The sequence below is a fragment of the Nonomuraea sp. NPDC049714 genome (assembly GCF_044465295.1).
GTDB lineage: Bacteria > Actinomycetota > Actinomycetes > Streptosporangiales > Streptosporangiaceae > Nonomuraea.
Window position 1 is genome coordinate 224385 of sequence record NZ_JBITLM010000012.1, and the last position, 26079, is coordinate 250463.

At 71.8% G+C, this 26079-nt stretch carries 25 protein-coding genes; 7 read left to right on the forward strand and 18 right to left on the reverse strand.

All coding sequences use genetic code 11. The features are described from left to right. Window positions 1-29 precede the first annotated feature (29 nt). Together ACIBQX_RS37955 and ACIBQX_RS37960 are read right to left on the reverse strand one after the other, a co-directional pair. Entirely contained in the window at window positions 30-362 is a 333-nt protein-coding gene (locus tag ACIBQX_RS37955; protein ID WP_397013279.1) for a YnfA family protein, read from the reverse strand. Between the two features lie 48 nt (window positions 363-410). After that, on the reverse strand, window positions 411-752 hold the full coding sequence (locus tag ACIBQX_RS37960; protein WP_397013281.1) for a YciI family protein: 342 nt from the start codon (window positions 750-752) through the stop codon (window positions 411-413). A 175-nt stretch (window positions 753-927) separates the two neighbouring features. Here ACIBQX_RS37960 and rfaE2 point away from each other — a divergent pair, with 175 nt between their 5' ends. Beyond that, entirely contained in the window at window positions 928-2388 is a 1461-nt protein-coding gene (gene rfaE2 / locus ACIBQX_RS37965; RefSeq protein ID WP_397013283.1) for a D-glycero-beta-D-manno-heptose 1-phosphate adenylyltransferase, read from the forward strand. A gap of 5 nt (window positions 2389-2393) precedes the next feature. After that, the gene (locus ACIBQX_RS37970; RefSeq protein ID WP_397013285.1) at window positions 2394-3542 is read left to right on the forward strand and encodes a glycosyltransferase family 9 protein; all 1149 of its coding nucleotides are present in this window, start codon (window positions 2394-2396) and stop codon (window positions 3540-3542) included. A 61-nt stretch (window positions 3543-3603) separates the two neighbouring features. On the opposite strand, the gene ACIBQX_RS37975 is transcribed toward ACIBQX_RS37970, so the two are convergent. Beyond that, entirely contained in the window at window positions 3604-3807 is a 204-nt protein-coding gene (locus tag ACIBQX_RS37975) for a cold-shock protein (protein ID WP_189140445.1), read from the reverse strand. 322 nt (window positions 3808-4129) lie between these two features. Here ACIBQX_RS37975 and ACIBQX_RS37980 point away from each other — a divergent pair, with 322 nt between their 5' ends. Beyond that, window positions 4130-6190 (forward strand): ATP-binding protein, encoded by a 2061-nt coding sequence (locus tag ACIBQX_RS37980; RefSeq protein WP_397013287.1) that lies wholly within the window; start codon window positions 4130-4132, stop codon window positions 6188-6190. Here ACIBQX_RS37980 and ACIBQX_RS37985 read toward each other — a convergent pair. Next, window positions 6087-7238 carry an acyltransferase family protein gene (locus ACIBQX_RS37985; RefSeq protein WP_397013289.1) on the reverse strand — a complete coding sequence of 384 codons (1152 nt, stop codon included), beginning with the start codon at window positions 7236-7238 and terminating at the stop codon, window positions 6087-6089. The two genes, ACIBQX_RS37980 and ACIBQX_RS37985, sit on opposite strands and share 104 nt — an antisense overlap. A gap of 70 nt (window positions 7239-7308) precedes the next feature. Further along, window positions 7309-8250 (reverse strand): alpha/beta fold hydrolase, encoded by a 942-nt coding sequence (locus ACIBQX_RS37990; RefSeq protein WP_397013291.1) that lies wholly within the window; start codon window positions 8248-8250, stop codon window positions 7309-7311. A 247-nt stretch (window positions 8251-8497) separates the two neighbouring features. Between ACIBQX_RS37990 and ACIBQX_RS37995 the strand changes: the two genes are divergently transcribed. Continuing rightward, window positions 8498-9286: a lytic polysaccharide monooxygenase gene (locus ACIBQX_RS37995; protein WP_397013293.1), complete on the forward strand. Its 789-nt coding sequence runs from the start codon at window positions 8498-8500 to the stop codon at window positions 9284-9286. 79 nt (window positions 9287-9365) lie between these two features. On the opposite strand, the gene ACIBQX_RS38000 is transcribed toward ACIBQX_RS37995, so the two are convergent. After that, window positions 9366-10643 (reverse strand): ROK family protein, encoded by a 1278-nt coding sequence (locus ACIBQX_RS38000; RefSeq protein ID WP_397013295.1) that lies wholly within the window; start codon window positions 10641-10643, stop codon window positions 9366-9368. Further along, a complete protein-coding gene (gene xylB / locus ACIBQX_RS38005; protein ID WP_397013297.1) occupies window positions 10636-12057 on the reverse strand; it encodes a xylulokinase in 1422 nt (473 codons plus the stop codon). Before xylB ends, ACIBQX_RS38000 begins: the two co-directional genes overlap by 8 nt. A gap of 90 nt (window positions 12058-12147) precedes the next feature. Here xylB and xylA point away from each other — a divergent pair, with 90 nt between their 5' ends. The 3 genes from xylA to ACIBQX_RS38020 all read left to right on the forward strand — a co-directional run bounded on the left by xylA (window position 12148) and on the right by ACIBQX_RS38020 (window position 14916). Beyond that, window positions 12148-13323 (forward strand): xylose isomerase, encoded by a 1176-nt coding sequence (xylA, locus tag ACIBQX_RS38010; RefSeq protein WP_397013299.1) that lies wholly within the window; start codon window positions 12148-12150, stop codon window positions 13321-13323. A gap of 249 nt (window positions 13324-13572) precedes the next feature. Beyond that, window positions 13573-13884 (forward strand): STAS domain-containing protein, encoded by a 312-nt coding sequence (locus tag ACIBQX_RS38015; RefSeq protein ID WP_397013301.1) that lies wholly within the window; start codon window positions 13573-13575, stop codon window positions 13882-13884. A 240-nt stretch (window positions 13885-14124) separates the two neighbouring features. Then, window positions 14125-14916: a CAP domain-containing protein gene (locus tag ACIBQX_RS38020; protein WP_397013303.1), complete on the forward strand. Its 792-nt coding sequence runs from the start codon at window positions 14125-14127 to the stop codon at window positions 14914-14916. A 150-nt stretch (window positions 14917-15066) separates the two neighbouring features. On the opposite strand, the gene ACIBQX_RS38025 is transcribed toward ACIBQX_RS38020, so the two are convergent. From ACIBQX_RS38025 to ACIBQX_RS38075, 11 genes are all read right to left on the reverse strand, one after another. Continuing rightward, entirely contained in the window at window positions 15067-15474 is a 408-nt protein-coding gene (locus ACIBQX_RS38025) for an Atu4866 domain-containing protein (protein ID WP_397013305.1), read from the reverse strand. Window positions 15475-15549: 75 nt separating this feature from the next. Further along, complete coding sequence (locus ACIBQX_RS38030) at window positions 15550-16293, reverse strand: hypothetical protein (RefSeq protein ID WP_397013307.1); 744 nt, start codon at window positions 16291-16293, stop codon at window positions 15550-15552. Window positions 16294-16375: 82 nt separating this feature from the next. Further along, on the reverse strand, window positions 16376-17197 hold the full coding sequence (locus ACIBQX_RS38035; RefSeq protein ID WP_397013309.1) for an SAM-dependent methyltransferase: 822 nt from the start codon (window positions 17195-17197) through the stop codon (window positions 16376-16378). Window positions 17198-17272: 75 nt separating this feature from the next. Further along, on the reverse strand, window positions 17273-18382 hold the full coding sequence (locus ACIBQX_RS38040; RefSeq protein ID WP_397013311.1) for a pyridoxal phosphate-dependent aminotransferase: 1110 nt from the start codon (window positions 18380-18382) through the stop codon (window positions 17273-17275). Between the two features lie 102 nt (window positions 18383-18484). After that, a complete protein-coding gene (locus ACIBQX_RS38045) occupies window positions 18485-19528 on the reverse strand; it encodes a LacI family DNA-binding transcriptional regulator (RefSeq protein ID WP_397013313.1) in 1044 nt (347 codons plus the stop codon). A gap of 233 nt (window positions 19529-19761) precedes the next feature. Beyond that, window positions 19762-20556 carry an ABC transporter permease gene (locus ACIBQX_RS38050; protein WP_397013315.1) on the reverse strand — a complete coding sequence of 265 codons (795 nt, stop codon included), beginning with the start codon at window positions 20554-20556 and terminating at the stop codon, window positions 19762-19764. Next, window positions 20553-21437, reverse strand: a complete 885-nt coding sequence (locus tag ACIBQX_RS38055; protein ID WP_397013317.1) for an ABC transporter ATP-binding protein — start codon at window positions 21435-21437, stop codon at window positions 20553-20555. Before ACIBQX_RS38055 ends, ACIBQX_RS38050 begins: the two co-directional genes overlap by 4 nt. Further along, window positions 21434-21790, reverse strand: a complete 357-nt coding sequence (locus ACIBQX_RS38060) for a hypothetical protein (protein ID WP_397013319.1) — start codon at window positions 21788-21790, stop codon at window positions 21434-21436. The genes ACIBQX_RS38055 and ACIBQX_RS38060 overlap by 4 nt, the downstream gene beginning before the upstream one ends. Window positions 21791-21988: 198 nt before the next feature. Further along, the gene (locus ACIBQX_RS38065) at window positions 21989-22492 is read right to left on the reverse strand and encodes a hypothetical protein (RefSeq protein WP_397013321.1); all 504 of its coding nucleotides are present in this window, start codon (window positions 22490-22492) and stop codon (window positions 21989-21991) included. A 159-nt stretch (window positions 22493-22651) separates the two neighbouring features. Next, entirely contained in the window at window positions 22652-24037 is a 1386-nt protein-coding gene (locus tag ACIBQX_RS38070; protein ID WP_397013322.1) for a hypothetical protein, read from the reverse strand. A gap of 86 nt (window positions 24038-24123) precedes the next feature. Then, a complete protein-coding gene (locus ACIBQX_RS38075; protein WP_397013324.1) occupies window positions 24124-25965 on the reverse strand; it encodes an AMP-dependent synthetase/ligase in 1842 nt (613 codons plus the stop codon). Window positions 25966-26079: the final 114 nt, after the last annotated feature.

Genomic DNA, 26079 nt, shown 5'->3' on the forward strand with positions numbered 1-26079 from the left:
GGCGGCGGCGGCCGGGCCGGGCCGGCCGGTCAGCCGCGCGGGGTGTACATGATGACGAGCACGCCGACCAGGCAGATCGCGGCGCCGATGAGGTCCCAGCGGTCAGGCTTGAAGCCGTCCATCAGCATCCCCCACAGCAGCGAGCCGGCCACGAAGACGCCTCCGTAGGCGGCCAGGACACGGCCGAAGTTCGGGTCGGGCTGGAAGGCGGCGACGAATCCGTAGGCGCCCAGGGCGAGGACGCCGCCGGCGATCCAGAGCAGGCCGCGCTGCTCCCGCAGTCCCTGCCAGACGAGCCACGCGCCGCCGATCTCGGCGACGGCGGCCAGCACGAACAGCAGCAGGGACTTGACGATCGTCATGGGACGACTGTACGCAGCCACCCGGCATGGCAGGCGATCAGCGCCGGATCAGCCGGGCCGCATGGTCTGGAAGCCGATCAGCGGGCGGACCTCCACGCCTCCCCTGACGATCGGGGTGAGCTCGGCGAGCTTGACGGCGTGGTCGTGATCCCGGGCCTCGAGCACGAAGACGCCCGCCACCGCCTCCTTCGTCTCGATGAACGGGCCGTCGGTCACCAGGCCCCCGCGCACGGTCGTCGCCGTCTCGGGCTGTTCCAGCGCCAGCCCCGCGACGATCCGGCCGCCGTTCTCGGCGATGAGGTCGGGCAGCCGGTCGTGCGCGTGCTGGACCTCCGATGGAAGGTCGGCCGGCGCCACGGCCTCGTAGATGAGCACCGCGTACTGGGTCATCACGCCACCTCCTCGTGAGGGGAGAAGCTCCTCAGCCTTCCGTCCTGCCCCTGCGGGAAGACCCATCACCGGATCAAGGCGACGGAAGACCATAAAGATGGATATTTACGGACTGCACGCGGGTCAGCCCCGCGACCGTTTGTTTGAGAGTCGTCTCTCCAGGTAGTCGCCCGGTATGGACAGCGACATCATGGACGGCGACATCGACGCCGTGGTCGTGGGAGACGTGATGCTCGACTCCTGGCTGCGCGGGCCGGTCAGGCGGATCGCGCAGGAGGCCCCTGTGCCCGTGGTCAGCGTCGAGGCCACCGAGGAGGCGCCCGGCGGCGCCGGCAACACGGCCGCCAACCTGGTCGCGCTCGGCGCCCGGGTCCGGCTGGTCGGCGCGGTCGGGGACGACGCCTGCGCCGACCGGCTCGGCCAGGCCCTCGCCCTGCTCGGCGTCGAGGCGCGCACGGTGACCGTGCCGGGCCGCCGTACCCCCCACAAGCAGCGGCTCATGGTCGGCGAGCAGCTCATCGCCCGTTACGACGAGGAGGACCGCGAGCCGATCGCCGGTGAGGCGGAGGCGCGGATCCTCGCCGAGCTGGAGCAGGCGCTCCCGGGCGCCGACGTGGTGATCGCCTGCGACTACGGAGGCGGGGTCTGTACGCCCGCCGTCCGGGAGGCGCTGGCCGGGGTGCCCCTGCTGGTCGTGGACGCGCACGCGGTCACGCCCTGGCGCGCGTGCGGGCCCGCCGTCGTGCTGCCGAACTACGGGGAGGTACTGCAGCTCCTGCGTGAGGACGGCGACGTGGCCGACCGGGTGAGCTTCCTCACCCGGCGCTCGGCGCGGCTGCTGGCCGCGTCCGGCGCCGGCATGGTGGTGACGACGCTCGACGGCGAGGGAACGCTGCTGCACCGGCCGGGGCGGCGGCCCTACCGCACATATGCCGAGCCCGCGCCCGACCACATGGCGACGGGGGCGGGCGACACCTACACGGCCGCCTTCGCGCTGTGGCTGGCGGGCGGCGCCGCTCCCGAGCAGGCCGCGGAGGCGGCGCAGGCCGCCGCGGCGGTGGTGGTGCGCCGGCCCGGCACCGCCACCTGCACCCGGCAGGAGCTGCTACGGGAGCTGCGCAGGGCCGGCGGGCACGAGGACGGGCTGGTGCAGGCCGCCGACCGGCTGGCGCAGCGGCTGGACGGGCACCGGCGGCGCGGGCAGCGGATCGTGTTCACCAACGGCTGCTTCGACGTGCTGCATCGCGGGCACGTGAGCTACCTGGAGGAGGCCTCGCGGCTCGGGGACGTCCTGGTCGTGGCGGTCAACAGCGACGCGAGCACGGCGCGGCTCAAGGGGCCGGGACGGCCGATCAACTCCTGCGAGGACCGCATGTCGGTGCTGGCCGCGCTCACCTTCGTCGACTACGTGACCAGCTTCGACGAGGACACGCCCGAGCGGCTGCTGCGGATGGCCCGGCCCGACCTGTACGTCAAGGGCGGCGACTACACCCCGGACATGCTGCCCGAGGCCCCGCTGGTCAGGGCCATGGGGGGCGAGGTCAAGGTGCTGGAGTACGTCTCCGACCGGTCCACCACGGCCCTCATCGAACGCGTGCGCTCGCTGCCCGCACCGGGCTCTCCGGGATCTCTGTGACCGGCATGGGCCACGGTTCGCGCGCCGGTGACGAGCGTGCCGGGGACGCCGGGGGCGGGCGTGCCGGGGGCGGGCGTGCCGGGGGCGGGCGTGCCGCAGCGGGTGGGAGCGCGAGGCTGGACGGGATCGAGCGGATCGTGGTGCTGCGCGCCAACGCGCTGGGCGACTTCCTGCTGGCGCTGCCGGCCCTGGAGGCGATCAGGAACGCCTGTCCGGGCGCCACGATGACGCTGCTCGGGACGGCGTGGCACGCCGCGTTCCTGGACGGGCGTCCCGGACCGGTGGACGAGGTGGTGGCGCTGCCGCCGATCACCGGCGTGTCCACCATGGCGGCCGGTCATCGGGCGCCGCCGGAGCTGTTCGAGCGGTTGCGGGAGCGCCGGTTCGGGCTGGCGGTGCAGATCCACGGCGGCGGGCGGCACTCCAACCCGTTCGTCCGCGCGCTGGGGGCCCGGACGACCGTGGGCCTGCGCACCCCCGACGCGGAACCGCTCGACCGCTGGGTGCCGTACGCGCCGTACCAGCATGAGACGTTGCGTTTCCTGGAGGTGGCGGCGCTGGTCGGCGGGGTCGCGGACCGGCTCGAACCGCGGGTGGCCCTGACCGGGGCCGACGCCGCCGAGGTGGCGGCGGCGCTCGGCGAGCCGCCCGCCGGTCTGGTGGCGCTGCATCCCGGCGCCATGGATCCGCGGCGGCAGTGGCCGGCGGAGTGCTTCGCGGCGGTCGGCGACCGGCTCGACCGGCCGATCGTGGTGACCGGCACCGAGGCGGAGCGCGGTCTGGTGACGCGGGTCGTCAGCGCCATGCGGCGTCCGGCGGTGCCGCTCGTGGGCGCGCTCGGCGTCGGCGGGCTGGCCGCGCTGTACCAGCGGTGCGAGCTGCTGGTCGCCAACGACACCGGGCCCCGGCACCTGGCCGCGGCCGTCGGCACGGCGACGGTGGGGATCTACTGGTGCGGCAATCTGATCAACGCCGGACCGCTCACCAGGGCCCGGCACCGGCCGCTGGTGTCCTGGACCGCGGCCTGCCCGGTCTGTGGCGCGAGCGGGCTCGATCCCGACGCGGAGCGCTGCGAGCACGACCCGTCGTGGGTGGCGGACATCCCGGTCGACGCGGTCGTCGAGCAGGCCCGGGAGCTGCTGGGCGGGGCGTGACAGCACGAAGGCCCGCACCTTCGGGAAGGTGCGGGCCCCAGGTCGTGCAGGTGCGTCGTCCTTAGACGGGAACGATGTTCTCCGCCTGCGGGCCCTTCTGGCCCTGGGTGACGTCGAAGCTGACCTTCTGGCCTTCCCGCAGCTCGCGGTAGCCCTGAGAGGCGATGTTGGAGTAGTGAGCGAAGACGTCGGCGCCGCCGCCGTCCTGCTCGATGAAGCCGAAGCCCTTTTCGCTGTTGAACCACTTAACGGTGCCAGTCGCCATGTCGATCTCCTTCATAGGCGCAAAAGACGGAATCCGCAGGTCACGAACTCCATGTCGCCGCAATCGACCCATCCGGAAATGACCGGCGAAAAGACAAATGCGCCCGAGGGCTTACATCCCGTCAGGCGCACACGAAATCCATGGGTACCAGAACTGCGAACACAGGACCAGCTTACCACGACCTCCCCTCCCCCACGCCACCTCGGCAAGTGACCAGTTCAGGGGACCGAGATGGCGCCCAAGCGAACAAATGTCGAAAAATATACAAATGTGTCGCTGGTTTACGCAATCCTGACCAGAAGCGAAAAGTTAGGGTTGCTGCATGTTGTCCAGTCTTGACGGGGAATATTCATCGCTGGGGCAGCGCATACAGGCCGCACGCGACCGCGCGTTCGTGGGACGCGGCGAGGAACTGGCGCTTTTCCGGGCGACGCTCGGCACGGACGGATCGTTCGGCGTGCTGTACGTCCACGGCCCTGGCGGCATCGGCAAGTCGGCGCTGTTACGGCGCTTCGCCGCCGAGGCCAGAGCGGCCGGCCGGCGGGTGGTGACCGTGGACGGGCACACCGTGGACCCCTCGCCCGCCGCGTTCGAGGCGCAGGCCGGCGAGGTGCTGACCGGCGAGCGAGTGGTGCTCCTGGTGGACACCTTCGAGCTCTGCCAGGGCTTGGCGGGCTGGCTCAGAGAGCGCTTCCTGCCGCGCGTGCCGGTGGGGGCGCTGGTCGTCGTGGCCGGGCGGAACCCGCCCGACCTGCGCTGGCAGGCCGACCCGGGCTGGGCGGAGGTGCTGCGGGTGATCCCGCTGCGCCCGCTGGCGCCGGACGAGGCCATGGAGCTGATCGACGCCCGCGGCGTGGCGTCCGAGCTGCGCGAGCCGTTACTCGCCTTCGCCGGCGGCCACCCGCTGGCGCTCTGCCTGGGCGCGGCGGTCGCGGCCAAGGACGAGCGGGCGTCGGCGCGCTGGACGCTGCGCAAGGACGTCGCGGAGACGCTGCTGGACCAGCTCGTCGGCGAGGTGCCGTCGCCGGCCCACCGCCACGCGCTGGAGGTGTGCGCGCACGCCCGCACGACCACCGAGGAGCTGCTGCGCGCGGTGCTGCCGCAGGACGCCGGGCCGCTGTTCGAGTGGCTGCGCAGGCTGCCGTTCATCGAGGCGAACAGGCACGGGCTGTTCCCGCACGACGTGGTCAGGGACGCGCTGGAGGCCGATCTGCGCTGGCGCGACCCCGAGGGGTACGCGGACATGCACCGCCGCATCCACGCGCACCTCGCCGGGCAGGTGCGGGTGGCCTGCGACCAGGCCGCGCCGACGGCCATGGGCTCGCTGTTCTACCTGCACCGCCACGACGGGGTGACCTCGAAGTTCCAGGGCTGGCGGGGCGACGGCGAGGTGCACGAGGAGCCGTACCGGCCCGAGGACAGGGCGCAGCTGCTGCGGATGGCGGCCGAGGCGGAGGGCCCGGAGTCGGCGGCCGACGCCGCCTTCTGGATCAGCAGGCGACCGGAGTCCTTCTGGGTGCACCGCGACACCGAGACAGGCGAGCCGGTCGGCCTGATGTCGTGGATCGTGATGGCGGAGCCCAGCGAGGAGGAGCTCGCGGCCGACGTGATGCTGGGCCCGGCCTGGGAGCACATCCGGGCCACCGCCCCGCTGCGGCCCGGGGAGTACGTCGCCTTCTGCCGCGCCTGGGTGATGCCCGCCCATCAGGGCCCCTCGCCGGTGATGGACCTGGTCCAGTGGCGCGCCATCGGCGAGTGCCTGCGGGCCGACCGGCTGGCCTGGGCGTTCATGGTGATGCGGGACCCGGAGTCCTGGCGCCGTTACCTGCGCCACCACGACCTGCACGACCTCGCCGTACGCCTGCGCCGGGGCAGGGAGACCTACGGCCTGTTCGCGCACGACTGGCGCACCACGACCGCGGAGGCCTGGCTGGAGCGCATGGGCCGGCGCGGGCAGTCCGGGCCCCGGGCGGCCCCGCCGCCGGAGCCGCCCGGCCTGCTGGTGCTGTCGCGGCCGGACTTCGACTCCGCGGTACGCGATGCGATGCGCAGCCTGTCGCGGCCGGGGGCCCTGATCGGCAATCCGCTGACCCGCAGCAGGCTCGTGGCCGACCACCCTTCGCCGGATCCCGCCCAGGCGCTGCGCGAGCTGCTGGAGGAGGCGGTCGAGCAGGTCGGCAGGGATCCGCGGGCGGCCCGCCAGCATCAGGCCGTGGTCTCGGCCTACCTCAGCCGGGTCCCCACCCAGGAGGCCGCGGCCGAGCGTCTCGGCCTGCCGATCAGTACGTTCCGCCGCCACCTGGCGGGCGGGCTGGAGCGAGTGGCGGAGACGCTGTGGCACCGGGAGGTGTACGAGGCTCCCGAGGCCCTGCCAGACGCCTGATCAGCGGGCCGATCGGCCGTTCCACCCAGCGGTTCACCGCGTAGGCGGCCAGGCACATCACCGCGATCAGCGCGGCCAGCACCACGTACCGGTTCACCGCGTCGCCGACCAGGTTGATCAGGATGAACCCGATGTGGGCGTGCAGGAGGTAGAGCGGGTACGTCAGCGCTCCGGCGGTCGCCTGCCAGGGCCGCGCCAGCCGCCGGAGCGCGCGCAACGCGATCAGCGTCATGACGAGGAAGATCGTCGCGACCACCGCGACGATCACCACCGGGTCGTACTCCACCCCGTAGCGGGTCCCGACCGCGTCGGCGTAGCCGATGCCCCGGTAGACGGCGTTGCCCAGGCAGAGGGGGATGATCAGGGCGAGCTGCCAGTTGATCCCGTACTCGTACAGCAGGAACAGGGCCATCCCGGCGATGAAGTAGTGGGAGAACTCCGACTGCACGACCAGGTCGGCGACCCCCGGCACCGGCGCGAACTGGACCAGGGCGGTCAGGCCCAGCCATCCCCACAGCATGATCATGACCCGGGTCCTGGTCATGCCGACCAGGGTCAGGAGGCCGATGAGGAAGTAGAACCGCATCTCGGTCCACAGCGTCCAGTAGACGACGTCCACGTTGGCCACGTTCGGCACGGCCTGGAACATGGTCAGGTTGACCAGCACCTGCCCGATCGAGACGTCGAACAGGCCGGCTCCGAGCGTCACGGTCACCAGCGTGGTGGCCGCGATCCCGACCCAGTAGGCCGGGTAGAGCCGGGCCAGCCTGGACACCGCGAAGGCGCGGGGGCTCCTCCCCCACGCGCTCATCAGCACCACGAATCCACTGATCAGGAAGAACAGGTCGACGCCCAGATAGCCGTACTGCGAGAGGCCGGCGAGCTCGGGGAACGCCACCGTGGTGGTCTCGCCCACCGGTCCCGAGAAGGTGTAGTGGAACACCACCACGCACAGCGCGGCCAGCAGCCGTAACCCGTCCAGCTCGTACAGCCTGTCCGCTCGCCGCCTCCGGCTGACGTACGGGACTTGTTCTCTCCCCCTGATCACGGAGGTCAGGATGGGACCGATCGGCTCTCAGTTCCCAGACCGTTTCGCTACCAATGTGCGCTCAGTCCGCTCACTCCCAGCGTCCGGCCACCGCCGCGTAGGCCTCGGGCAGCTCCAGCGGCAGCAGGTGCCCGGCGTCCTCGAACACGTGCCGGTCCCAGCCGGGCCGCCGGGTGCCCGGCTCGCCGAACGAGCCGTCGACCGTCAGCTGGTCCTGCCCGCCCAGGCACAGCAGCGTCGGCATGGTCAGCCTGGCCATCATTGCGCGCACCGGGCGCTGGTCGACGTACACGGCCGTCAGGAGCGAGGCCACGGCCGTGACGGCGTGGCCGAGCCGGTCGGGCCGGGCGCTGCGCAGCTCGGCGGCCAGCAGCGAGGCCATGTCCGGACTCAGCCGGGAAAGGTCACCGCCGAGGAGCTCGTTCGTCCGCGCGCTGCGCTCGGCGTACACCCTCAGCTTGTAGTCCAGCAGCGGACGGGCGGTCAGGCGCAGCGCGGCGCGGGCGAGAGGCGCCCCGGCGGCCATGATCAATCTTCCCTCGGTACGCCACCACCGCGCCTCCTCCTCGGACAGCGGGCCCGGCAGCGGCGGCGTGACCAGCAGCAGCCGGTCGACCCGCGCCGGCGCCAGGTCCGCGAACATCAGCGCGACCAGGGCGCCCATGGACCATCCGTGGAGGATCACGCCGTCGAGGCCCAGCCTGGCGGTGAACGCGCGCAGGAAACGCGCGTTCGGCTCGGCCCTGGCGGCGCGGGGGTGCGGGGTGCCGGTGTGCCCGAAGAGCGTGCCGGGCAGGTCGGGAGCGATGACCGTGCCCAGCCGGGCCAGCGGGGGGATGGCGTCGAGCCACAGGGTGGCGCTGCCCGCGAGCGGGTGGACGAGCAGATGGGTGGGTCCGTCGGCGGGCCCGTCGGCCCTCAGGTAGTGGACGGTCGTGCCATGGACCTCGGTCTCCTCACTGCGGACCCCGGCCCAGCGGGGGGACAGGACACTCCAGTCGGCGTGGCGCATGCCCGCATTATGATCCCGCCCACGGCGTGACGCGCGGGGCTTGATCGAATCGGCCTCGCGCGGACGCGCGCGCGGGCCGAACCGGCCTTGGCCGGCGCCCGGTCTGTCGCGGCCGCGCCCTCGGCCTTTCCGCCCCGTTCTCTCCCACCCGGTCGAGGACCGCGTCACTCCGTGCCCTGGTGAACTTGTACGACAGGCGGCTCGTACCTGTTCCCGACGGGTGTTGACTCGCTGAGGGGGCTTCGACGTGGCCGTGCGACACCGGATCGTGGGCATGGTCGCCACCGTGCTCGGCGCGGGCCTGCTGCTGCCCGTCTGGGCCACCGGGGCGGCCGGGGCGCACGGGGCACACGGGGCGTTGGAGCGTCCTGTCAGCCGGGCGGCGGCCTGCGGCGCGGAGAGCGGGCTGAAGGCGGGGCCGGCCTGCGTGGCGGCCGCCGGGGTGAGCGGTCCGGGGATGGCCGAGCGATGGGACGACCTGCGGGTGGCCGACGTCGCGGGCAGGGACCGCGAGCTGATCCCCGACGGGAAGCTGTGCAGCGGCGGCCTCGTCCGGTTCAGCGGCCTCGACCTGGCCCGCGCCGACTGGCCCGCCACCGAGCTGACGCCGGGCGCGGACTACACCTTCCGGTATCGGGGCACGATCCCGCATCAGGGGACCTTCCGGATGTACGTGACGACGGACGGCTACGACCCGTCCCGGCCGCTGGCCTGGTCGGACCTGGAGCGGAAGCCCTTCCTCAAGGTCACCGATCCACCGCTGACGGACGGCTCGTACGCCATGGAGGGCCGGCTGCCCGCCGGCAAGACCGGCCGCCACCTGATCTATACGATCTGGCAGAACTCCGACACACCAGACACCTACTACTCCTGCTCCGACGTGATCTTCGGCGACGCCGCCGGGCCGGGTGCCGAGCCCGCCGCCACGGGCGCGCCCGCCGTGCGGGACGGCGACCTGGTGTGGGTGATCGGCGCGGCGGCCCTGCTCACCGCCGCCACGGCGGGCGCGATCGTGGTGCTCCTACGCCGCCGCTGACGACCTCACGTCGCCGTCTCCGTCTCGGCCTTCGGAGGCGTACGCCCCGACGAGCCGAGTGGCACAGGGCCGGGGACGGTCAGGACCACAGGGCGGCCGGATCCTCCAGGATGGCGCGGACCGTGACCAGCGCCGCGCCCAGCAGCGGCCCGCGCCTGCCCAGCTCCGAGACGGTCAGCGCGCCGGGATCCCACGAGCGTACGGTGACCCGCTCGGCCAGCTCGCGGCGCATCGACGGCAGCAGCCACGTGCCCAGCTCGGCGTAGGCGCCGCCGAGCACCACGGCCGCCGGGTCGAGCAGGTTGACCGCCCCGGCGAGCGCCGTCCCCAGCGCGGTGCCCGCCCGGTGCAGCGCGTCCAGCACCAGGGGCTCCCCCTCCCCCGCCCGGACCGCCAGCGTCTCGATCACGTCATACCGCCCTCCGGAAGCCTCCCGCTGAGCGAGACCCCCGGCGTCAGCGGCCAGGCCCGCCATGCGGAGGACCGCCGACTTGCCCGCGTACTGCTCCAGGCAGCCACGGGCGCCGCAGGTGCACGGGTGGCCGTCCGGGTGGACGGGCATGTGACCGAGCTCGCCCGCCAGCCCCCGCGCGCCGCTGAACAGGCGCCCGCCGACGACCAGGGCGCCGCCGATGCCGCTCTCCGCCGAGACGTGCACGAAGTCGGCGGCCACCGGATGCGCCCACAGCTCGGCGAGCGCGCCCAGGTTGGCCTCGTTCTCCACCCGGAGCGGCAGCTCCCCCGGCCACAGCTCGGCGACGGCGACGTCGTGCCAGCCGAGGTTGGGGGCGTGGTCCACGCGGCCCGGCGCGTCGCCGACCAGGCCGGGCACCGCCACGACCGCCGCCACCGGCCGCAGCCCGAGAGAGGCGGCCTGGCGGGTGGCGTCGTCGGCCAGGGCGGACAGGCGGGTCAGCGCCTCGGCGGGGGTGAGGGCCGCGTTGGCGCTCTCCACCCGTGTCCAGACCCGGACCTCGCCGCGCAGGTCGGTGACGCAGGCGCCGAGGTGTTCGACGCCGACTTCGAGGCCGAGCCCGGCGGGACCGCGCTCGCTGACCGCCAGCGCGCTCCCCGGTCGCCCGACCCGGCCGTTCGAGGCGGGTCCGAGCTCCGTCAGCAGCCCGCCGGCGAGCAACTCGTCCACCAGGCTGGACACGGCCGCCCTGGTCAGCCCGGTCCGCCCGGCGACGGCCGCCCTGGAGACCGGACCGTCGGCCGCGACGGTGCCCATCACCAGGGCGAGGTTGTGCTGCCGCATCCCCTGCTGCGAGGCGGGCCTGCCCGCCGGACGCCCGGAGCCGGGCCGTACGCGCAGGATTGTTGAACGATCCGGTTCGGCCCCGGTGGGGTCACTCATGCCCAGGCGCGGCGAAGAGCTGTCCGGCCCGGGGCAGCGTGGCGGCGATCCGCTCCACCGTCTCGACGTCCCTGGGCAGCGGGTCCAGCAGCTCCCCTCGCGCGGTCCCCCAGCGGCGGGACACCTCGTCCGCCGCCTCGCCGGTGAGCAGCGCGGCCGCCTGCGCCGCGGCCCCCAGCGCGACCAGCTCGCCCGCCTCGGGCACCAGCACCGGCCGCCCCGACAGCCTGCGGATCGTCTGGCGCCAGGCGGTGCCCTTGGCGCCGCCTCCGATGAGCAGCAGCGGCACGTCGTGATCCGGCTGCTCGCCGCCCGCCCGCAGGACGTCGTCCAGCGCGCCCAGCAGCGCGGCCGCGGCGCCGTCGTAGGCCGCCTGGAGCAGCTGCCCGGCGGTGGTGTCGTGCCGCAGGCCGTACAGCAGTCCGGCGGCGTGCGGCAGGTTGGGCGTCCGCTCGCCGTCGAGGAACGGCAGCACGACCGCCTCGCCGCCGGGCTCGACGGCCTCCCGGTCACGCCCCAGCAGCTCGGCGATCTTGTCGACGGCCTGGGTGCAGTTGAGGGTGCAGGCGAGCGGCAGCCAGTTGCCGAGCGCGTCGGCGAAGCCGGAGACGATACCGGTCGGATCCTGCGGTTGCCGGCGGGAGACGGCGTAGACGGTGCCCGAGGTGCCGAGGCTGAGCACCGGCGTCCCCGGCCGCACGCCGAGGCCGAGGGCGGCGGCCATGTTGTCGCCGGTCCCGGAGGCGACCCGGGTGCCCTCGGCCAGCGGACCGCCCGCCCGCACGGTGCCCGCCAGGCCGGAGACCACGCGCGGCAGCATCGCCGGGTCCAGCTCGACGTCGCGCAGCAGCTCGGCGTCGTAGCCCTGGGACGTCCACCAGCCGGTGCCGGAGGCGTCGCCCCGGTCGGTGACGGCCTCGCCGGTGAGCCGCTCGGTGAGGTAGTCGTGCGGCAGCCGGACCGCCGCGACCCTGGCCGCCGCGGCGGGCTCGTGCTCGCGCAGCCACATCCATTTCGCGATGGTGAACGCCGCGGTGGGCACGCTGCCGGTGCGCCGGGCCAGCTCGTCCGCGCCGTACTTGACGGCCAGGCTCGCGGCCTGGTCCGCGGAGCGGACGTCGTTCCAGAGCAGCGCCGGGCGCACCGGCGCGCCGTCGGCGTCCAGGGTCACCAGCCCGTGCTGCTGGCCGCCGACGGAGACCGCCTGGGCGTCCGCGGCGTGCCCGGTGCCCTCGACGGCCGCGCACAGCGCCTGCCACCACTGCTCCGGGTCGCTCTGCCTGCCCGCCCCCGAGCTCACGACGTGCGAAGCACGTCCCTCACCCAGAACCTCGCCGGTGTCCACGTCCACGGCGAGGGCCTTCGACGACTGGGTAGAGCTGTCAATGCCGATGACGACGCGCTGTGCCGACATGCCTCACTCCTCACGATCATGGGGGGTGGTCTTCCCACCACCACCCTTCGCATATTAATTTGTTTTCTGCCCTTACGAATAGGAGTCCCGATGACTGACAGTCTCACGCCCCGCCCGGAACACAAGTTCACCTTCGGCCTCTGGACGGTCGGCTGGCAGGGCCGCGACCCGTTCGGCGACGCCACCCGCCCCGCCCTCGACCCGGTCGAGAGCGTCAACAGGCTCGCCGAGCTCGGCGCGTACGGCGTGACCTTCCACGACGACGACCTGATCCCCTTCGGATCCACCGAGGCCGAGCGGGAGAACCACATCAAGCGGTTCCGCCAGGCCCTGGACTCGGCGGGCCTGAAGGTGCCGATGGCCACCACCAACCTCTTCACGCACCCGGTCTTCAAGGACGGCGGGTTCACCGCCAACGACCGCGACGTGCGCCGCTTCGCGCTGCGCAAGACCATCCGCAACATCGACCTCGCCGTCGAGCTGGGCGCTCAGGTCTACGTCGCGTGGGGCGGCCGTGAGGGCGCCGAGTCCGGCGGCGCGAAGGACGTGCGCGTGGCGCTCGACCGCATGAAGGAGGCCTTCGACCTGCTCGGCGAGTACGTCCTCACGCAGGGCTACGACCTGCGGTTCGCCGTCGAGCCGAAGCCCAACGAGCCGCGCGGCGACATCCTGCTGCCGACCGTCGGCCACGCGCTGGCGTTCATCGAGGAGCTGGCCCACCCCGAGCTCGTCGGCGTCAACCCGGAGACCGGCCACGAGCAGATGGCCGGCCTCAACTTCACGCACGGCATCGCCCAGGCGCTGTGGCACGGCAAGCTCTTCCACATCGACCTGAACGGCCAGACCGGCGTCAAGTACGACCAGGACCTGCGCTTCGGCGCCGGCAACCTGCGCGACGCCTTCTGGCTGGTGGACCTGCTGGAGACGGCCGGTTACGCGGGCCCGCGGCACTTCGACTTCAAGCCGCCGCGGACCGAGGACATCGACGGCGTCTGGGCGTCGGCCGCCGGCAACATGCGCAACTACCTGGTGCTCAAGGAGCGCGCGCTGGCCTTCCGCGCCGACCCCGAGGTGCAGGAGGCGCTGAAGGCCTCCCGGCTGGACGACCTGGCCAGGCCCACCCTGGGGGCCGGCGAGTCGCTGTCCGACCTGCTCGCCGACCGCGCCTCCTACGAGGACTTCGACGCCGACGCGGCGGCCGCCCGGGGCATGGCCTTCGAGCGGCTCGACCAGCTGGCGATGGACCACCTCATGGGTGCTCGCTAGGCGGATCACGCCCCGGGCCCGTCTCCTCCTGAGGCGGGTCCGGGCGCCGGCCCGTCCCGGAAGAACTAATGCGAATCGCACCGGAAAGGTCGCTTTCCGTAACGGACGGGGAAGACCGGTAATAGAAACTCGTATATGAGATGACTTCGCCAGAGATTCCGGCGCTGAACCGGTTTCGACGGTACGTGCCCGAGCAGTCACGTATGAACTCGGTGCCTGCCGGCCCCGATCGGCGAAGGAGGAATCGACATGGACGTGGTGTCGGTCGGCACGGTGACGGACGGCACGCTTCCGGTGGTGTTGCGTGGCGAGCTCGACTACACCAACGCGCCCCGGGTCCGGGAGACGATCTCCGCCGCCATCGCCGGGCAACGGCCCTCGGCGGTGCGCGTCGACATGGCCGCGGTGGTGTTCCTGGACTCCTCAGGCGTCGGGGTGCTGGTCGACGCGATGAAGGCGGCCTGGGAGGTCGGGGCCTCGTTCCAGGTGGCGGAGCCCACCCCGAGGGTCCACGACCAGCTGCGCATCGCCGGGCTCCTGAACGCCTTCGGCCTGTCCTGATCGGGCCATTAGACGCCTCTCCTGACACTTTGGTTTACCCCAATATCCGAAATTTCAGGACAGAGGCCTTACCTACTCGACAGAATGCGGATTCCATCCAGCGTCTACCGCAACTGGAGGGATTCCCTTATGCGTAGACCCTTAGGGGTACTCGCGTGCCTCGTAAGCGTTGCCGCACTGTCGGCGCCCGTCGCCACGGCTCACGCCGCGACGGTGCCGCAGGCCGCGTGTCGCGTCTCCGTGGCCAAACCGCTCGTCAACGACGACGGCAGGATCCAGGCGACCGCCACCCGGCGTGGCTGCCTGTTCAACGCCGTCGTCCGGGTCCGGGTCAAGCGGGCCCAGCCCGGCGCGGACCCGGTCGTCAAGAGCGGCGCCAGGAAGTCCCGCAACGCCCGGGTCACCATCGCCCTGCCCTGCAAGCCGGGCGTCTACTACGCGGTGGCCACGGACTATCGCGGCCACAGCACCAAGTCCCGGCCGGTCAGGCTGTCCTGCCACCCCACGGACACCCCCACGGACAGCCCCTCGCCGTCCCCCACGGCCACGTCGGTCCCCACCCCCAAGCCGACCACCACGCTGACCCCCCGGCCGATCCCGACGCCGACGAAGACCTCGACCGCGCCTCCGTCGGACACGGTCGGATCAGCCGAGGAGAACGAGGTCGTCCGGCTCACCAACGCCGAGCGCGCGAAGGACGGCTGCCGGCCGCTCAAGCATGAGGCGCAGCTCCGTAAGGCCGCCTTCGGCCACTCCTCGGACATGGCCGTCAAGAACTACTTCAGCCACACCTCTCAGGACGGCCGCAGCTTCCTGGACCGCATCAGGCAGGCCGGCTTCACCGGTGGCTCCGGCTGGGCGGAGAACATCGCCAAGGGCCAGCGGACCCCCGCCGACGTGATGCGCAGCTGGATGAACAGTTCCGGCCACAGGGCCAACATCATGAACTGCAAGTACAACCTGATCGGTGTCGGCGCGGTCAAGAACAGCCAGGGCCAGATCGTCTGGACCCAGGTCTTCGCCGCTCGCTGACAGAACCTGCACGATGGCTCCCCGCGCCTGATGCGGAGCCCCGGCGACGCCTCGCGGCCCCCTGGCCGCGAGGCGTCGCGCTCGCCCGCGACGGTCAGCGCTCGTACGGTCAGCGCTCGTACGGTCAGCGCTCGTACGGAGCTCGTACGGTCAGCGCTCGCGGTGCATGACCATGCCGCCGTGGTGGAGGACGTCGGGGCTGACGAAGGTGCCGTCGGCGGTGAAACCCGTGTCGTCCACGTAGTCGATGTGGTCACCGGTCACCGTGTAGCCACCGGTGTAGGCGCGCTTGCGCCCGTTCCGTTCCTCCTCGTAGCGCCCGTCGGGCAGCAGCTCCTGCCGGATCCGCCCGTCGGCGGTGACCCACATCCCCACATACGGATGCCCGGAAGAAGCAGGCGAGGACGGCGGATGCCCGGGGGAAGCAGGCGAGGACGCCGGATGGCCGGAGGAGGCAGGCGAGGACGGGCGATCACAGGCGCTCAGGACGCCCACGGTGACGAAGAGGAGGAGCAGTCTTCTGATCATGGTCAGTGCCTTCCAAGGTGAGCCGGTCATCCCCTCCACTCTGATGGGACGCCGCCGGGAGGACCAGGCCGCCGTTCTCCAGGGTGGGACGCACCCACCCTCGGCTCACTCGACCAGGATGCGCGGCAGCACGCCGGTGATCGCCACGTGCACGACGAGGGTGGCCAGGTTGTAGGCGATGTGCACCGCGATGGCCGCCACCAGTCCGTGCTCGAACATGATCAGGAACAGGAACATGCCCAGGTACCAGGACCAGATCCACCCGAGTAACCCCTGGTAGGTGTGGCTGTTGCGGAAGCGGCCGTTGCTGGTCAGGATGGCGGCGGCGACCGTCCACGGGGCGGTGGTCAGCACCTCGTGCAGCCGCCCGGCCGTGGCGAAGTCCGCCAGCGGGATGAACACCTCGGTGAAGATCCACGGGATCGGGTGCAGGCCGGCGAAGCCCAGCACCACGAAGTCCGCGATGACCGCCCCGGCGATGGCCGCGTAGAACAGCAGCCACCGGAAGAGGATCTCTTCCAGAGTGCTGTGGAAGAGGAGCTGGAACGGGCCGAGCGTGATGATCCGCCCTGGTTGGGCGACGTCGCCCCAGGCGAGTTGCCGCTGGACGTGGCGGTGGCGCGGCAGCCGGATCAAGGTCATCAGCAGCCCGGCGGCCATGGGAGGCCAGGCCAGCAGCAGCGAGTCGGTGAAAGCGGTCCAGAACGGCTGCTCGACGGTCCAGAACGTGCCGAGCTCGTAGGGGATGACGTCGGGTCGCAGCCATTCCAGCAGCAGCACCAGGAGGATGGAGAGCCCGAATCCGAACGGCAGGAGGGAACAGGACACAGCGAAGCCTGAACGGGGCATGCGCGGACCTTTCGGGGGGTTCAGCCTCCTTCCATCATGCCCATCGCGAGGCCGTTCCGAGCGGGGTGAGCAGCCGGGGCGCTCAGCCGGTCCTGAGGCGGGCCACGGCGCCCTCGACGCGCATGTGCGGCCGTCCCTCCAGCAGCGGGATCGGCTCCTCGTCGCCGGGGACCCGCCAGTCCTGAACGGGGACGAGGCCGGGTTCGAGCAGGTCGAAGCCGGCGAAGAGCGCCATCACCTCCGCCCGCGTCCTGAAGGTCGACTGCGCGGGGGTGTTGGCGGTGGCCAGGATGAGCTGGGCGATGGCTTCGGGATCGCTCTCGGCCATGGCGTGGGAGAGCACCACGTGGCTGCCCGGCGCCATCCGCCGCCGGAACGCCGCCACGATCCCCGCCGGGTCCTCCTCGTCCATGACGAAGTGCAGCACCCCGACCAGCAGCACGACGACGGGCTGGTCGAAGTCGATCAAGCCGGTGACGTGCGGGTCGGCGAGGACGTCGGCGGGGCGGCGCAGGTCGGCCTGCACGCTCGCCACCCCGGGGGCGTCGGCCAGCAGCACCTGCGCGTGCATCCGCACGACCGGGTCGTTGTCGACGTAGATCACCCGGCAGGCCGGGCTCACCTCGCGGGCCACCTCGTGCACGCTGGGCGAGGTGGGGATGCCCGCCCCGATGTCGATGAACTGCCGCACGCCCTGCTCCGCCAGGTGGCGTACGGCGCGTACTAAGAAGAGCCGGTTCGCGCGGGCGACCAGGCGCGCGTCGGGCGCGGCCGCGAGCAGCTTCTCCGCGACGGCCCGGTCGATCGCGACATGGTCCTTGCCGCCGAGGAGGTAGTCGTACACCCTGGCGGAGCTGGGAACGCTGGGGTCGACACCAGGCGGGACGCGTTCGAGCTCGGTCACGGGGGCATGTCTCCTTGGCCTGACGAGCAGCTTGATCGTCATGCTACCCGTCGCGTCCCGGCCTTGACACGGCTGTCAGGCGGACAGCGGGTTCACATGCCGGTGGTGCAGGCCGACGACCGGCGTCTCGTGCAGACTGCCGGAGTAGAGGAACTGCGTCATGCCGACCAGCAGCCGCCGCACGTCCTCCTGCGGGCGCACCACCAGGCGCAGGAACCGGCTGGTCGTGCCCAGCTTGTTGCCGCATTCGCGCACGTACACGCCGTGCTCGGTCAGCAGGTGGTCGCGCAGCGGCACCCCGTCGAACCCGGCGGGCAGCTTCACCAGCAGGAAGTTGCCCTGAGAGGCGAAGACCGACAGCTCCGGCATGCAGCTGAGCTGGTGGAACATCGCCCGCCTGTCCTGGGCCAGCCGCCTGAGGCTCTCCTGGTACTCGCCCATGAACTGCTTCATCATGAACACGACGACCTCGGCGAAGGAGTTGAGGTTCCACTTGGGCAGCGCGTCGCGCACCTTGCCCGCCAGCGCCGGGTTGGCCACCATGTAGCCGAAGCGGATGCCGTGCAGACCGAAGTTCTTGCCCAGGCTGCGCAGCACGATCACGTTCGGCCGCACCGCCGCCTCCGCGGCCACGCCGGGGAACGGCTCGGCGTCGACGAAGTCGCCGAACGACTCGTCCACGATCACCAGGTCGAGGTCGATGAGCTCGTCCAGCAGCCGCAGCACCTCGTGCTTGGGCAGGTAGCCGCCGTCGGGGTTGTTCGGGTTGCAGATCACCGCCACCCGGGAGCCGCGCATCCGGATGAAGGAGACGTACTCGTTGACGTCGAGCCCGAAGTTGCGGTTCTCCAGCAGCGGGAACATGTCGACCCGCTTGCCGGTCTCCAGCGGCTGGTCGGTCCAGCGGCCGAAGGTGGGGATGGGCACCGCCAGGCTCTCCCGCACGAGCAGGTGGTCGATCCAGGTGATGAGCTCGGTGGAGCCGTTGCCCATGGCGACCGTCTTGGGGTGCAGGCCCAGCGTGGAGCTGAGCTCCGCGGTGATGGTGTCGGCGTCGCTGGGGTAGAACTTCAGGATCGTCTCCAGGTTCCTGCCCAGGTGCTCGAAGATGTCCGGGGTCGGGAAGTACGGGTTGCACGGGATGCAGAAGTCCACCGGGGCGCTCTGTCCCACCGCACCCCTCATCAGCGAAAAGTACGAGGGGCTGTGCGCCTGGGCGCGCAAAAGGCTGAGCTCCACCACACCTCCATGGGCACACTGTGTCCGATGTGTGTAGATACGCGCTGATCAGGCGACCGGTTCAGCGCGGCGGGGCGGTGGCGCGGTGGAGCGGCGCCGGACCAGCTGGACCGCCAGCTCGGTGTCACGGCTGGTCATGTCGGGCCGCTGGATGCGCTGCACCAGATGCCAGACCGCCTGGGCGCCCAGCAACTCCTTGTCGGCCGCGATCGTGGTGAGCGGCGGCGAGGCGTGCGCGGACATGGCGACGTCGTCGTAGCCGATGACGCTGACGTCGCCAGGGGCGCTCAGCCCGCGGTCGCGCAGCGCGTCCAGCGCGCCGAGGGCCGACTCGTCGTTGGCGCAGAACACGGCGGTCGGCGGCTTCGGCAGCGCGAGCAGGGCCGCCATCTGCTCGTAGCCGAGCTTGGAGCTGAAGTCGCTGCGCCTGACGTAGGACGAGGGTGCGCGCAGCCCGTGCCCGGCCAGCGCCCGCCGGTATCCGGCCAGGCGGCGGGCGGCGGGCACGATCCGGTCGTCGGCCGTGATGATGGCGGGCGGCGGGTCGGTGTGGCCGAGCTCCAGCAGGTGGCGGGTGGCGAGGTAGCCGCCGGTCTCGTCGTCGTGGCGGATGTAGTCGACGGGCAGCTCCTCGACGGCGTGCTCCAGCAGTACGCAGGTGACGCCCGCGTCGAGGATCCGGCGCAGGTAGTCGCGGTCGGGCGCGAAGCTCAGCACCAGCAGCCCGCTGACCTGCTCACGCTCCACGCACAGCGGCAGCCGGTCGCCGCCGGGGTGGACCACCTCGTACGTCATCGACAGCCCGAGCTCCGCGCAGGCCTGCTGCGCCCCGGAAAGGACAGGGGCGTAGTACGGGTTGGACGGCGAGAACATGTCGCTCACCGAGGAGACGAACCCGATCAGCCCGCTCTCCCTGACCGCCTTGCGCGCCCGCGGCCGATAGCCGAGCTCCTCGGCCGCCAGCCGCACGGCGGAGCCGGTGTCCGGCGAGACCCAGGACTTGCCGGAGAAGACGGCGGACGCGGTGCCGATGGACACGCCCGCCCGATCGGCCACCTCCTTGAGCGTGGCCCGCCCAGGCACCCGTCCCATGGACCCCCCTATCACTGAACTTCACTTCACCGTACTGAAATTTCAGCATTACAGGGAGGAAAGCACGCATCTGGGAAGTGCGACATCACCTGTCCTGCGAACCATCGGACCCCTGTCGCGCTCCGCACGTCCCTCACCGCGTACCTGGCCAGTCCAGGCAGTTCCGGGACCTGTTCGAGCTGCCCGCGGACGCCACCGCCCGCACGGTGCGGATCGCGAGCTTCGGGTGCCCGTCAGGTGATGTCGCGCCGCAGCGGCACCATGACGGCGATCGCCGAGGCGACCAGCGCGTAGCCGAGCAGCAGCAAGCCGCCCGCCGGAGCGGACAGCAGGCCGACGGCGGCGCTGCCGGTCTGCTCGGCGATCGCGTCGGCCAGCTGGGTGAACCCGGTCAGCGCCGAGGTGGCGCCACCCGGCAGGAAGGGGTAGAGCGAGCGGACGCCCGGAACGAGCATCAGCAGGCTTTCGACCAGGTAGAGGTACGCGCCGACCACGGCGAGCGCGGTCACCTGATTGCGCAGCAGGGCGCCCGTCGCCACGCCGAGCAGGGTGTAGACGGCCATGGTCACGGCGATGCGGGCCAGCAGCGCCAGCACCGCGCCGGCGGGCAGGCCGAGTTCGACGCCCTTGAGGGCCGCCGCGCCGAACAGGCCCGCCGCCGCCACCGCCGTGGCCACGAGGCCGTAGGCGAGCCCGCCGCCGGTGTAGGCCGCGAGTTTGGCGACCAGCCAGGTCCAGCGCCTGGGCGCGAACAGCGCGGTCGTGGAGACGGTGCCGTGCCGGTATTCGCCGGCCACGGCGGCCGTGCCGAGCAGGGCGGGGACGAACGCGGTGAATCCGAGCAGGCCGAGCAGCGCCGTGGCACCCTCGGCGGTGTGCAGGCCCGGCATCGGCGGGGTGAAGTTCTCCGGGCCGACGAGCGCGAGCAGGCCGGTCAGCCCGCCGCTGGCGAGCGCGGCCAGCAGCCCCCACAGCCAGAGCCTGGTGGTGGTCAGCCGCTGCCACTCCGCAGAGATGAGCGCGATCATCGGGACTCCTTCGTGAGGTGCAGGAACGCCTTCTCCAGCGTGGGGCGCTCGGGGGTGATCTCGTGCAGGGGCACGCCATGGGCCGCGGCGGCGGTGGCCACCTGTTCGGCGGTCAGGCCGTGGACGCGCAGGGCGTCCGATCCGGCCTCTTCCACCTCGCCGCCCTCGGCCGGCAGGCAGGCCCGGAGCAGGTCCGTCCGTGGTGACCGCACCAGCACGCTCCGCGCGCCGGACAGCTCGGCGGTGGAGGCGGTGGCGACCAGCCGCCCGTCGCGGATCACCACGACCCGGTCGGCCACCTGCTCGACCTCGGCGAGCTGGTGGCTGGAGACCAGCACCGCGCAGCCCTGCTCGGCCCGCTCGCGCAGGAATCCGCGCAGCCAGGCGATGCCCTCGGGGTCGAGGCCGTTGCCCGGCTCGTCGAGCACCAGCACCCGGGGGTCGCCGAGCAGGGCGGTGGCGAGATTGAGCCGCTGCCGCATGCCGGTGGACAGGCCGCGCGTGCCGCGCCGGGCGAACTCCGACACCCCGGTCCGCTCGGCCACCCACTCGACGCGGCGGGCGTCGTACCCGCCCATCCGGGCGTAGAGCCGCAGGTGGTCCAGGGCGGTGTGGGAGGGATGGAAGCCCGAGCCGTCCAGCAGCGCGCCGACGGTGGCCGTGGGCCTGGGCAGGTCGGCGTAGCGCCTGCCGCCGATCGTGGCGGTGCCGGAGGTCGGGGTGACCAGGCCGAGCAGCATCCGCATGGTGGTGGTCTTGCCCGCGCCGTTGGGCCCGAGGAAGCCGGTGACCGTCCCCGGCGCGACGTCGAAGCTGAGGTCGGTGACGGCCGCGACGGATCCGAACCGCTTGGTCAGGCCGCGCACCTGGATGCCGGTCACGCGGCCACCGAGGCCAGGGCCCGGCGGATGCCCTCGGCGTCGCGGACGCTGAGGATGAGCTCGTCGTAGCCCGATCGCCTGTCCCGCATGACGATCCGGAGGCCTGGCTCGCCGCCGCGGGCGGCGACCAGCCGCCTGACGCCGCCGAAGGAGGTCCAGACGCCGACCTTCATGACTCCGCTGACGAGCAGGCCGGCGCGCCGGCCGGTGGCCGCCGCGAGCGGCCGGTCGAGGTGGTGCACCTCGCGGATGCCGTCGACCGGCACGCTGACCGCGGCCGCCCTGCTGAACAGCCTGGCCCATGGAGCGAAGTGCACCGTCAGCGTCCCTTGCCGGATCGTCACCTGGATCATGTGTCCTCCTCAGGACCTTGGCTCCATGTTCTATCTGTTCTACTAGTTGTATATCAGCTAGGCTTAGGCCGTGCAATTCATCCCGATCCGTGAACTGGTGCGGCGATCGTGGCCCGACAACGCCGAACGCCCGGCCCCCCGTCGTGCGGGGCCGGGCGTTCGAGCTCACTTCCACGGGCGGTGGCCGCCCGGTGGAGGCTAGTGGTGGTGCCTGTCGCGGTGGTGACGCTGGCCGATGACCTTCACCCAGTCGGTGGCCGTGGAGGACTCCAGGTATCGGGAGCCCTCGAAGACCGCGCGCCAGGTGCCGGACTCGTAGGCCCGGACCCTGGTCTGGAAGTAGCCGTCGCGCCCGGTCTTCACCGACTCGACGTGGTGCCACTGGCCGCTGCCGGCCGGCTGGAAGAGGATGGCGACCCGCTTCCAGCCGAGGCGGTGCCAGCTCCCCTCGTTCTCGCAGTGGTTCGCGTGGTGCACCACGACGAAACCGCTGATGTAGTCCTCGTCACAGCGAACCGACAGCTTGCCCGAGACCGTCACCGGCTGACCGCGCCAGGCGGGCTCGGGGTTGACGTCGAACGACAGGCTGGTGTGACCGCCGTCGTTGCCGGGACTGGCTGCCATGGCCGGCGCTGCGGCCCCCGCGAGCACGGTGGCGCCCAAGGCGGCCGCCGCCGCGCCGGCGGCGAGACGTCGCATCATGAAGGTGACTTCCTTCCCCGTGTGGAACGCACACCGAACGGTGTGCGTCAACGCGAATGACGCGTTCGGGTAAACAAAAGTTGCAGAAAGTCGGATCACGGTTTAACAACGACATTCATGGCGTACGGCTTTTGTCGCCTTTAGGTTATTTTTATGGTGCTATTGGCTGATTTGTTGAACTCGTGAGGCATCTGCGGCGTAGTGTCCGGTTCCTAGGTAGCGGACACGCCACTCGCCGCCGGCCCGGCCGGAGACGGTGCGACGGAACGCGCCGTTGGCCGTGGTGGTGGCCTCGGCGACCCGCTGCCACGTCCCCGACGAGTCCTGCCGCCAGAGGATCTCCACCCGCTGCCGGGCGAACGGCGAGAAGCCGGCGGCGCCGCGCGGGTCCAGCCTGGTGAGCGAGCCGCTCAGCCGCACGCCCTGAGCGTCACCGGCCCTGGCCACCCGTACGGATCCCAGCTTGCTCTCCCTTTTGAGCTGGAACGACGCGTACGACGTCACGCTCGTCCCGTTCGGGCCCTTGGCGGTCGCGGTGATGGTCCAGGTGCCGGCGGGGTAGTACCGGTTCAGCGCCTTGTCGGGCAGGAACCGCCACGTCTGCCACCCGTCGCGCATCCGCATCGGGCTGGGCACGGCCCGCCAGACCGGCCGCGCGGACGCCGCCTGCTCCAAGGCCGGCACCTCCTGCGTGGCCTGACCGGCCCCGGCCTTGACCGGCTCGGACGGCGCGGCCTGCTCCTCCGTGGAATCGGCGGGCGAGCCCTCCGCCGCCCCGGGCGGGGAGACCCCCTCGGCCGAAGAGTCGTCCCCGGACCCGGAGGGCGGGACTTCCTCACCTGAAGAGTCCTCCCCGGCCCCGGAGGGCGAGCGCCCCTCCGCCGACGACTCTCCCTCAGACCCCGAAGGCGAACGCCCTTCCGCCGATGACTCTCCCTCAGACCCGGAGGGTGAGACTTCCTTCTCCGCGGGGTCGTCCGAGGAGCCGGCGCGCGGGGCCTTCTTCTTGCGTTCCTTGGCGGAACGGTCGCCGGTCGGCGACTCGGCGTCCGGCCGGGCCTTTGCCCCGGTGGGTGGTTTCGCGGGCTGCTCGGCAGACGGCTCTCCGCGCGACTCGTCGCGCGTGTCGGTGGACGAGTCGCCCGATTCGGACCAGTCCTCCCAGTCCTCCGAGGATGGCTCGTCCTGGTTGGACCACTTGTCCCAGGTTTCCGAGGACGGCTCGTTACCCGAGTCCCCGGTGTCCCCGGGGTCGCCGGAGTCGTCCGAGGGCGGCCGTGGAGACGGGGACGGCTCCCCGGTGGGGCTGATGTCCGGGCCGGGCGGCGCCCCCGGTTCGACCTTGACGCTCACCCCGTCACGCCTGCTCACCCCCTTGGCGACCACGTCGATCACCAGGCGGACGGAGTTCCCGGCTCCGACCACGGGGGCGGCGGGCCGTACATTGATCTGACGGATGGCGAGCTCGGTCGCAGCGGAGGACGCAGGCATGGGAACCGTGAGCGCCCCCGCCGCGAGCGAGACGAGAAGAAGGCTTCTGGTCATGATCAAGACGGTAGGAACCATCCGGTAATGACCAGGACCACGACACACGCCCCGGATGGCAAAAACCGCCGCCGGGAACCTTCGGGTCAGCCGGCGTAAAGCCGTTCGATGAGCTCGGCGTACTTGGCGTGCACGACGCGCCGCTTCAGCTTCAGGCTGGGGGTGAGTTCCTCGGTCTCGATCGTCCACTCGGTGCCCAGCAGTGCCCACTTCTTGACCTGCTGGACCCTGGCGAGCTTGGTGTTGGCCGTCTCGACGGCCGCCTCCACCTCCTTGAGCACCTCCGGGTGCTCGGCCAGGTCGGTGAGGTCGGTGAAGGTGATGCCGCGCGCCTGCGCCCAGCCGGGCGCGATCTCGCCGTCGAGGGTGAGCACGGCCACCGGGTGGGGCCGGTTGTCGCCGTAGGCGAGGGCCTGGCCGATGAGCTGGTGCTCCTTGAGGTGGTTCTCGATCTCGGCCGGGGAGATGTTCTCGCCGCCGGCGGTGATGATCAGCTCCTTCTTACGGTCCACGACCCGGTAGAAGCCGTCGTCGTCCACGGTGCCGATGTCGCCGGTGTGCAGCCAGCCGTCGGCGTCGACGAGCTCGGCGGTGGCCTCGGGGCGGTTGAGGTAGCCGCCGGTGTTGAGCGGGCTGCGGGTGAGGATCTCGCCGTCGTCGGCGATGCGCACCTCGACCCCCGGCTCGGCCCTGCCGACGGTGCCCAGGCGGTAGCAGGCGGGACTGTTGCCGGTGAACGCGCCCGTCGTCTCCGTCATCCCGTACACGTCGATGACCTTCAGCCCGAGCCCGGCGTAGAAGCGCTGCACCTCGTCGGAGAGCGGCGCGGCACCGGTGGCGGTCCACTGGGCCCGGTCGAAGCCGATCATGCCGCGGATGATCGACAGGAGCGCGCCGTCGGCCTGGTCGTAGGCGGCCTGGATCTCGGGGGTGACGGTGCCGCCCCACTGCCCGGCCTCGACGTAGGCGACCCCCGCCGCCATGGCCTGGCGGGCGGCCTCCTGCTGCTCGGCGGGCTGGGTGGAGAGCACGGCGTTCAGGCGGGCCATCATCTTCTCCCACACGCGCGGCACGCCGAAGAACATCATCGGCCTGACCTGGCCGAGCGTGGCGCCGAGATTGGCCAGGTCGGTGCAGAAGTACACGTGGGAGACCTTCACCAGCGGCAGGTAGAGGCTGAGCACCCGCTCGGCGATGTGCGCGTAGGTGAGGTAGGAGATCTGGGTGCCCTGGACGGGCAGCGCGGTCATCCTGTCGGTGGACTCGACCTCGTAGAAGACGTTGGTGTGGGTGAGCGGGACGCCCTTGGGCATGCCGGTGGTGCCCGAGGTGTACAGGACGGTGACGATGTCGTCGGCCGCGACCGCCCGCCACCTGGCCTCGACACCGGCGGGGTCCTCGGCGAGCCGGGCGCGGCCCAGGTCGAGGAAGTCCTGCCAGGCCATGAACCGGTCGTCGTCGCCGGGTGCGCCCTCCAGCATGATGATCTTGCGGAGGTCGGGCAGCCGGTCGAGGACGGGCGTCCAGCGGGCGAGCTCGGCGGGCCCGCCGAGCACGGCGAACCTGGCGCCCACGTCTGCGGCGACGAAGGCGATCTGGTCGGGCGCGAACGTGGAGTAGACGGTGCAGCCCAGGCCGCCCGCGTGCACCGCGCCGAGGTCGGCCAGGACGTGCTCGCTCCTGTTGACCATCATCATCGCCACCGACTCACCCGGCTCCAGCCCGAGGGCGGCTAACCCGGCGGCGATCTCCAGCACCCGGCCGCGCGCCTCGGCGTAGGTCAGGGTGTCCCAGCCGCCGCCCTCGACCGGGTCGGAGTAGGCGGGTGCGTCCGGGTGACTCTCCGCCACCTGCCTGAGCTGTTCGCAGACGGTGCGACCGGCTATCCGCCGCTCGATCTCCGCCCGGACTCCGAGGACATCGGCCATGGCACCCGCCTCCAGTCAGTAACCACTTGCACGGTTGGGATGCATCGCACCACACCGCGCGGGTAGCGGCAAGAGTCTGATCCACTCGTCACGTACAGTGATGAACCGCACGCA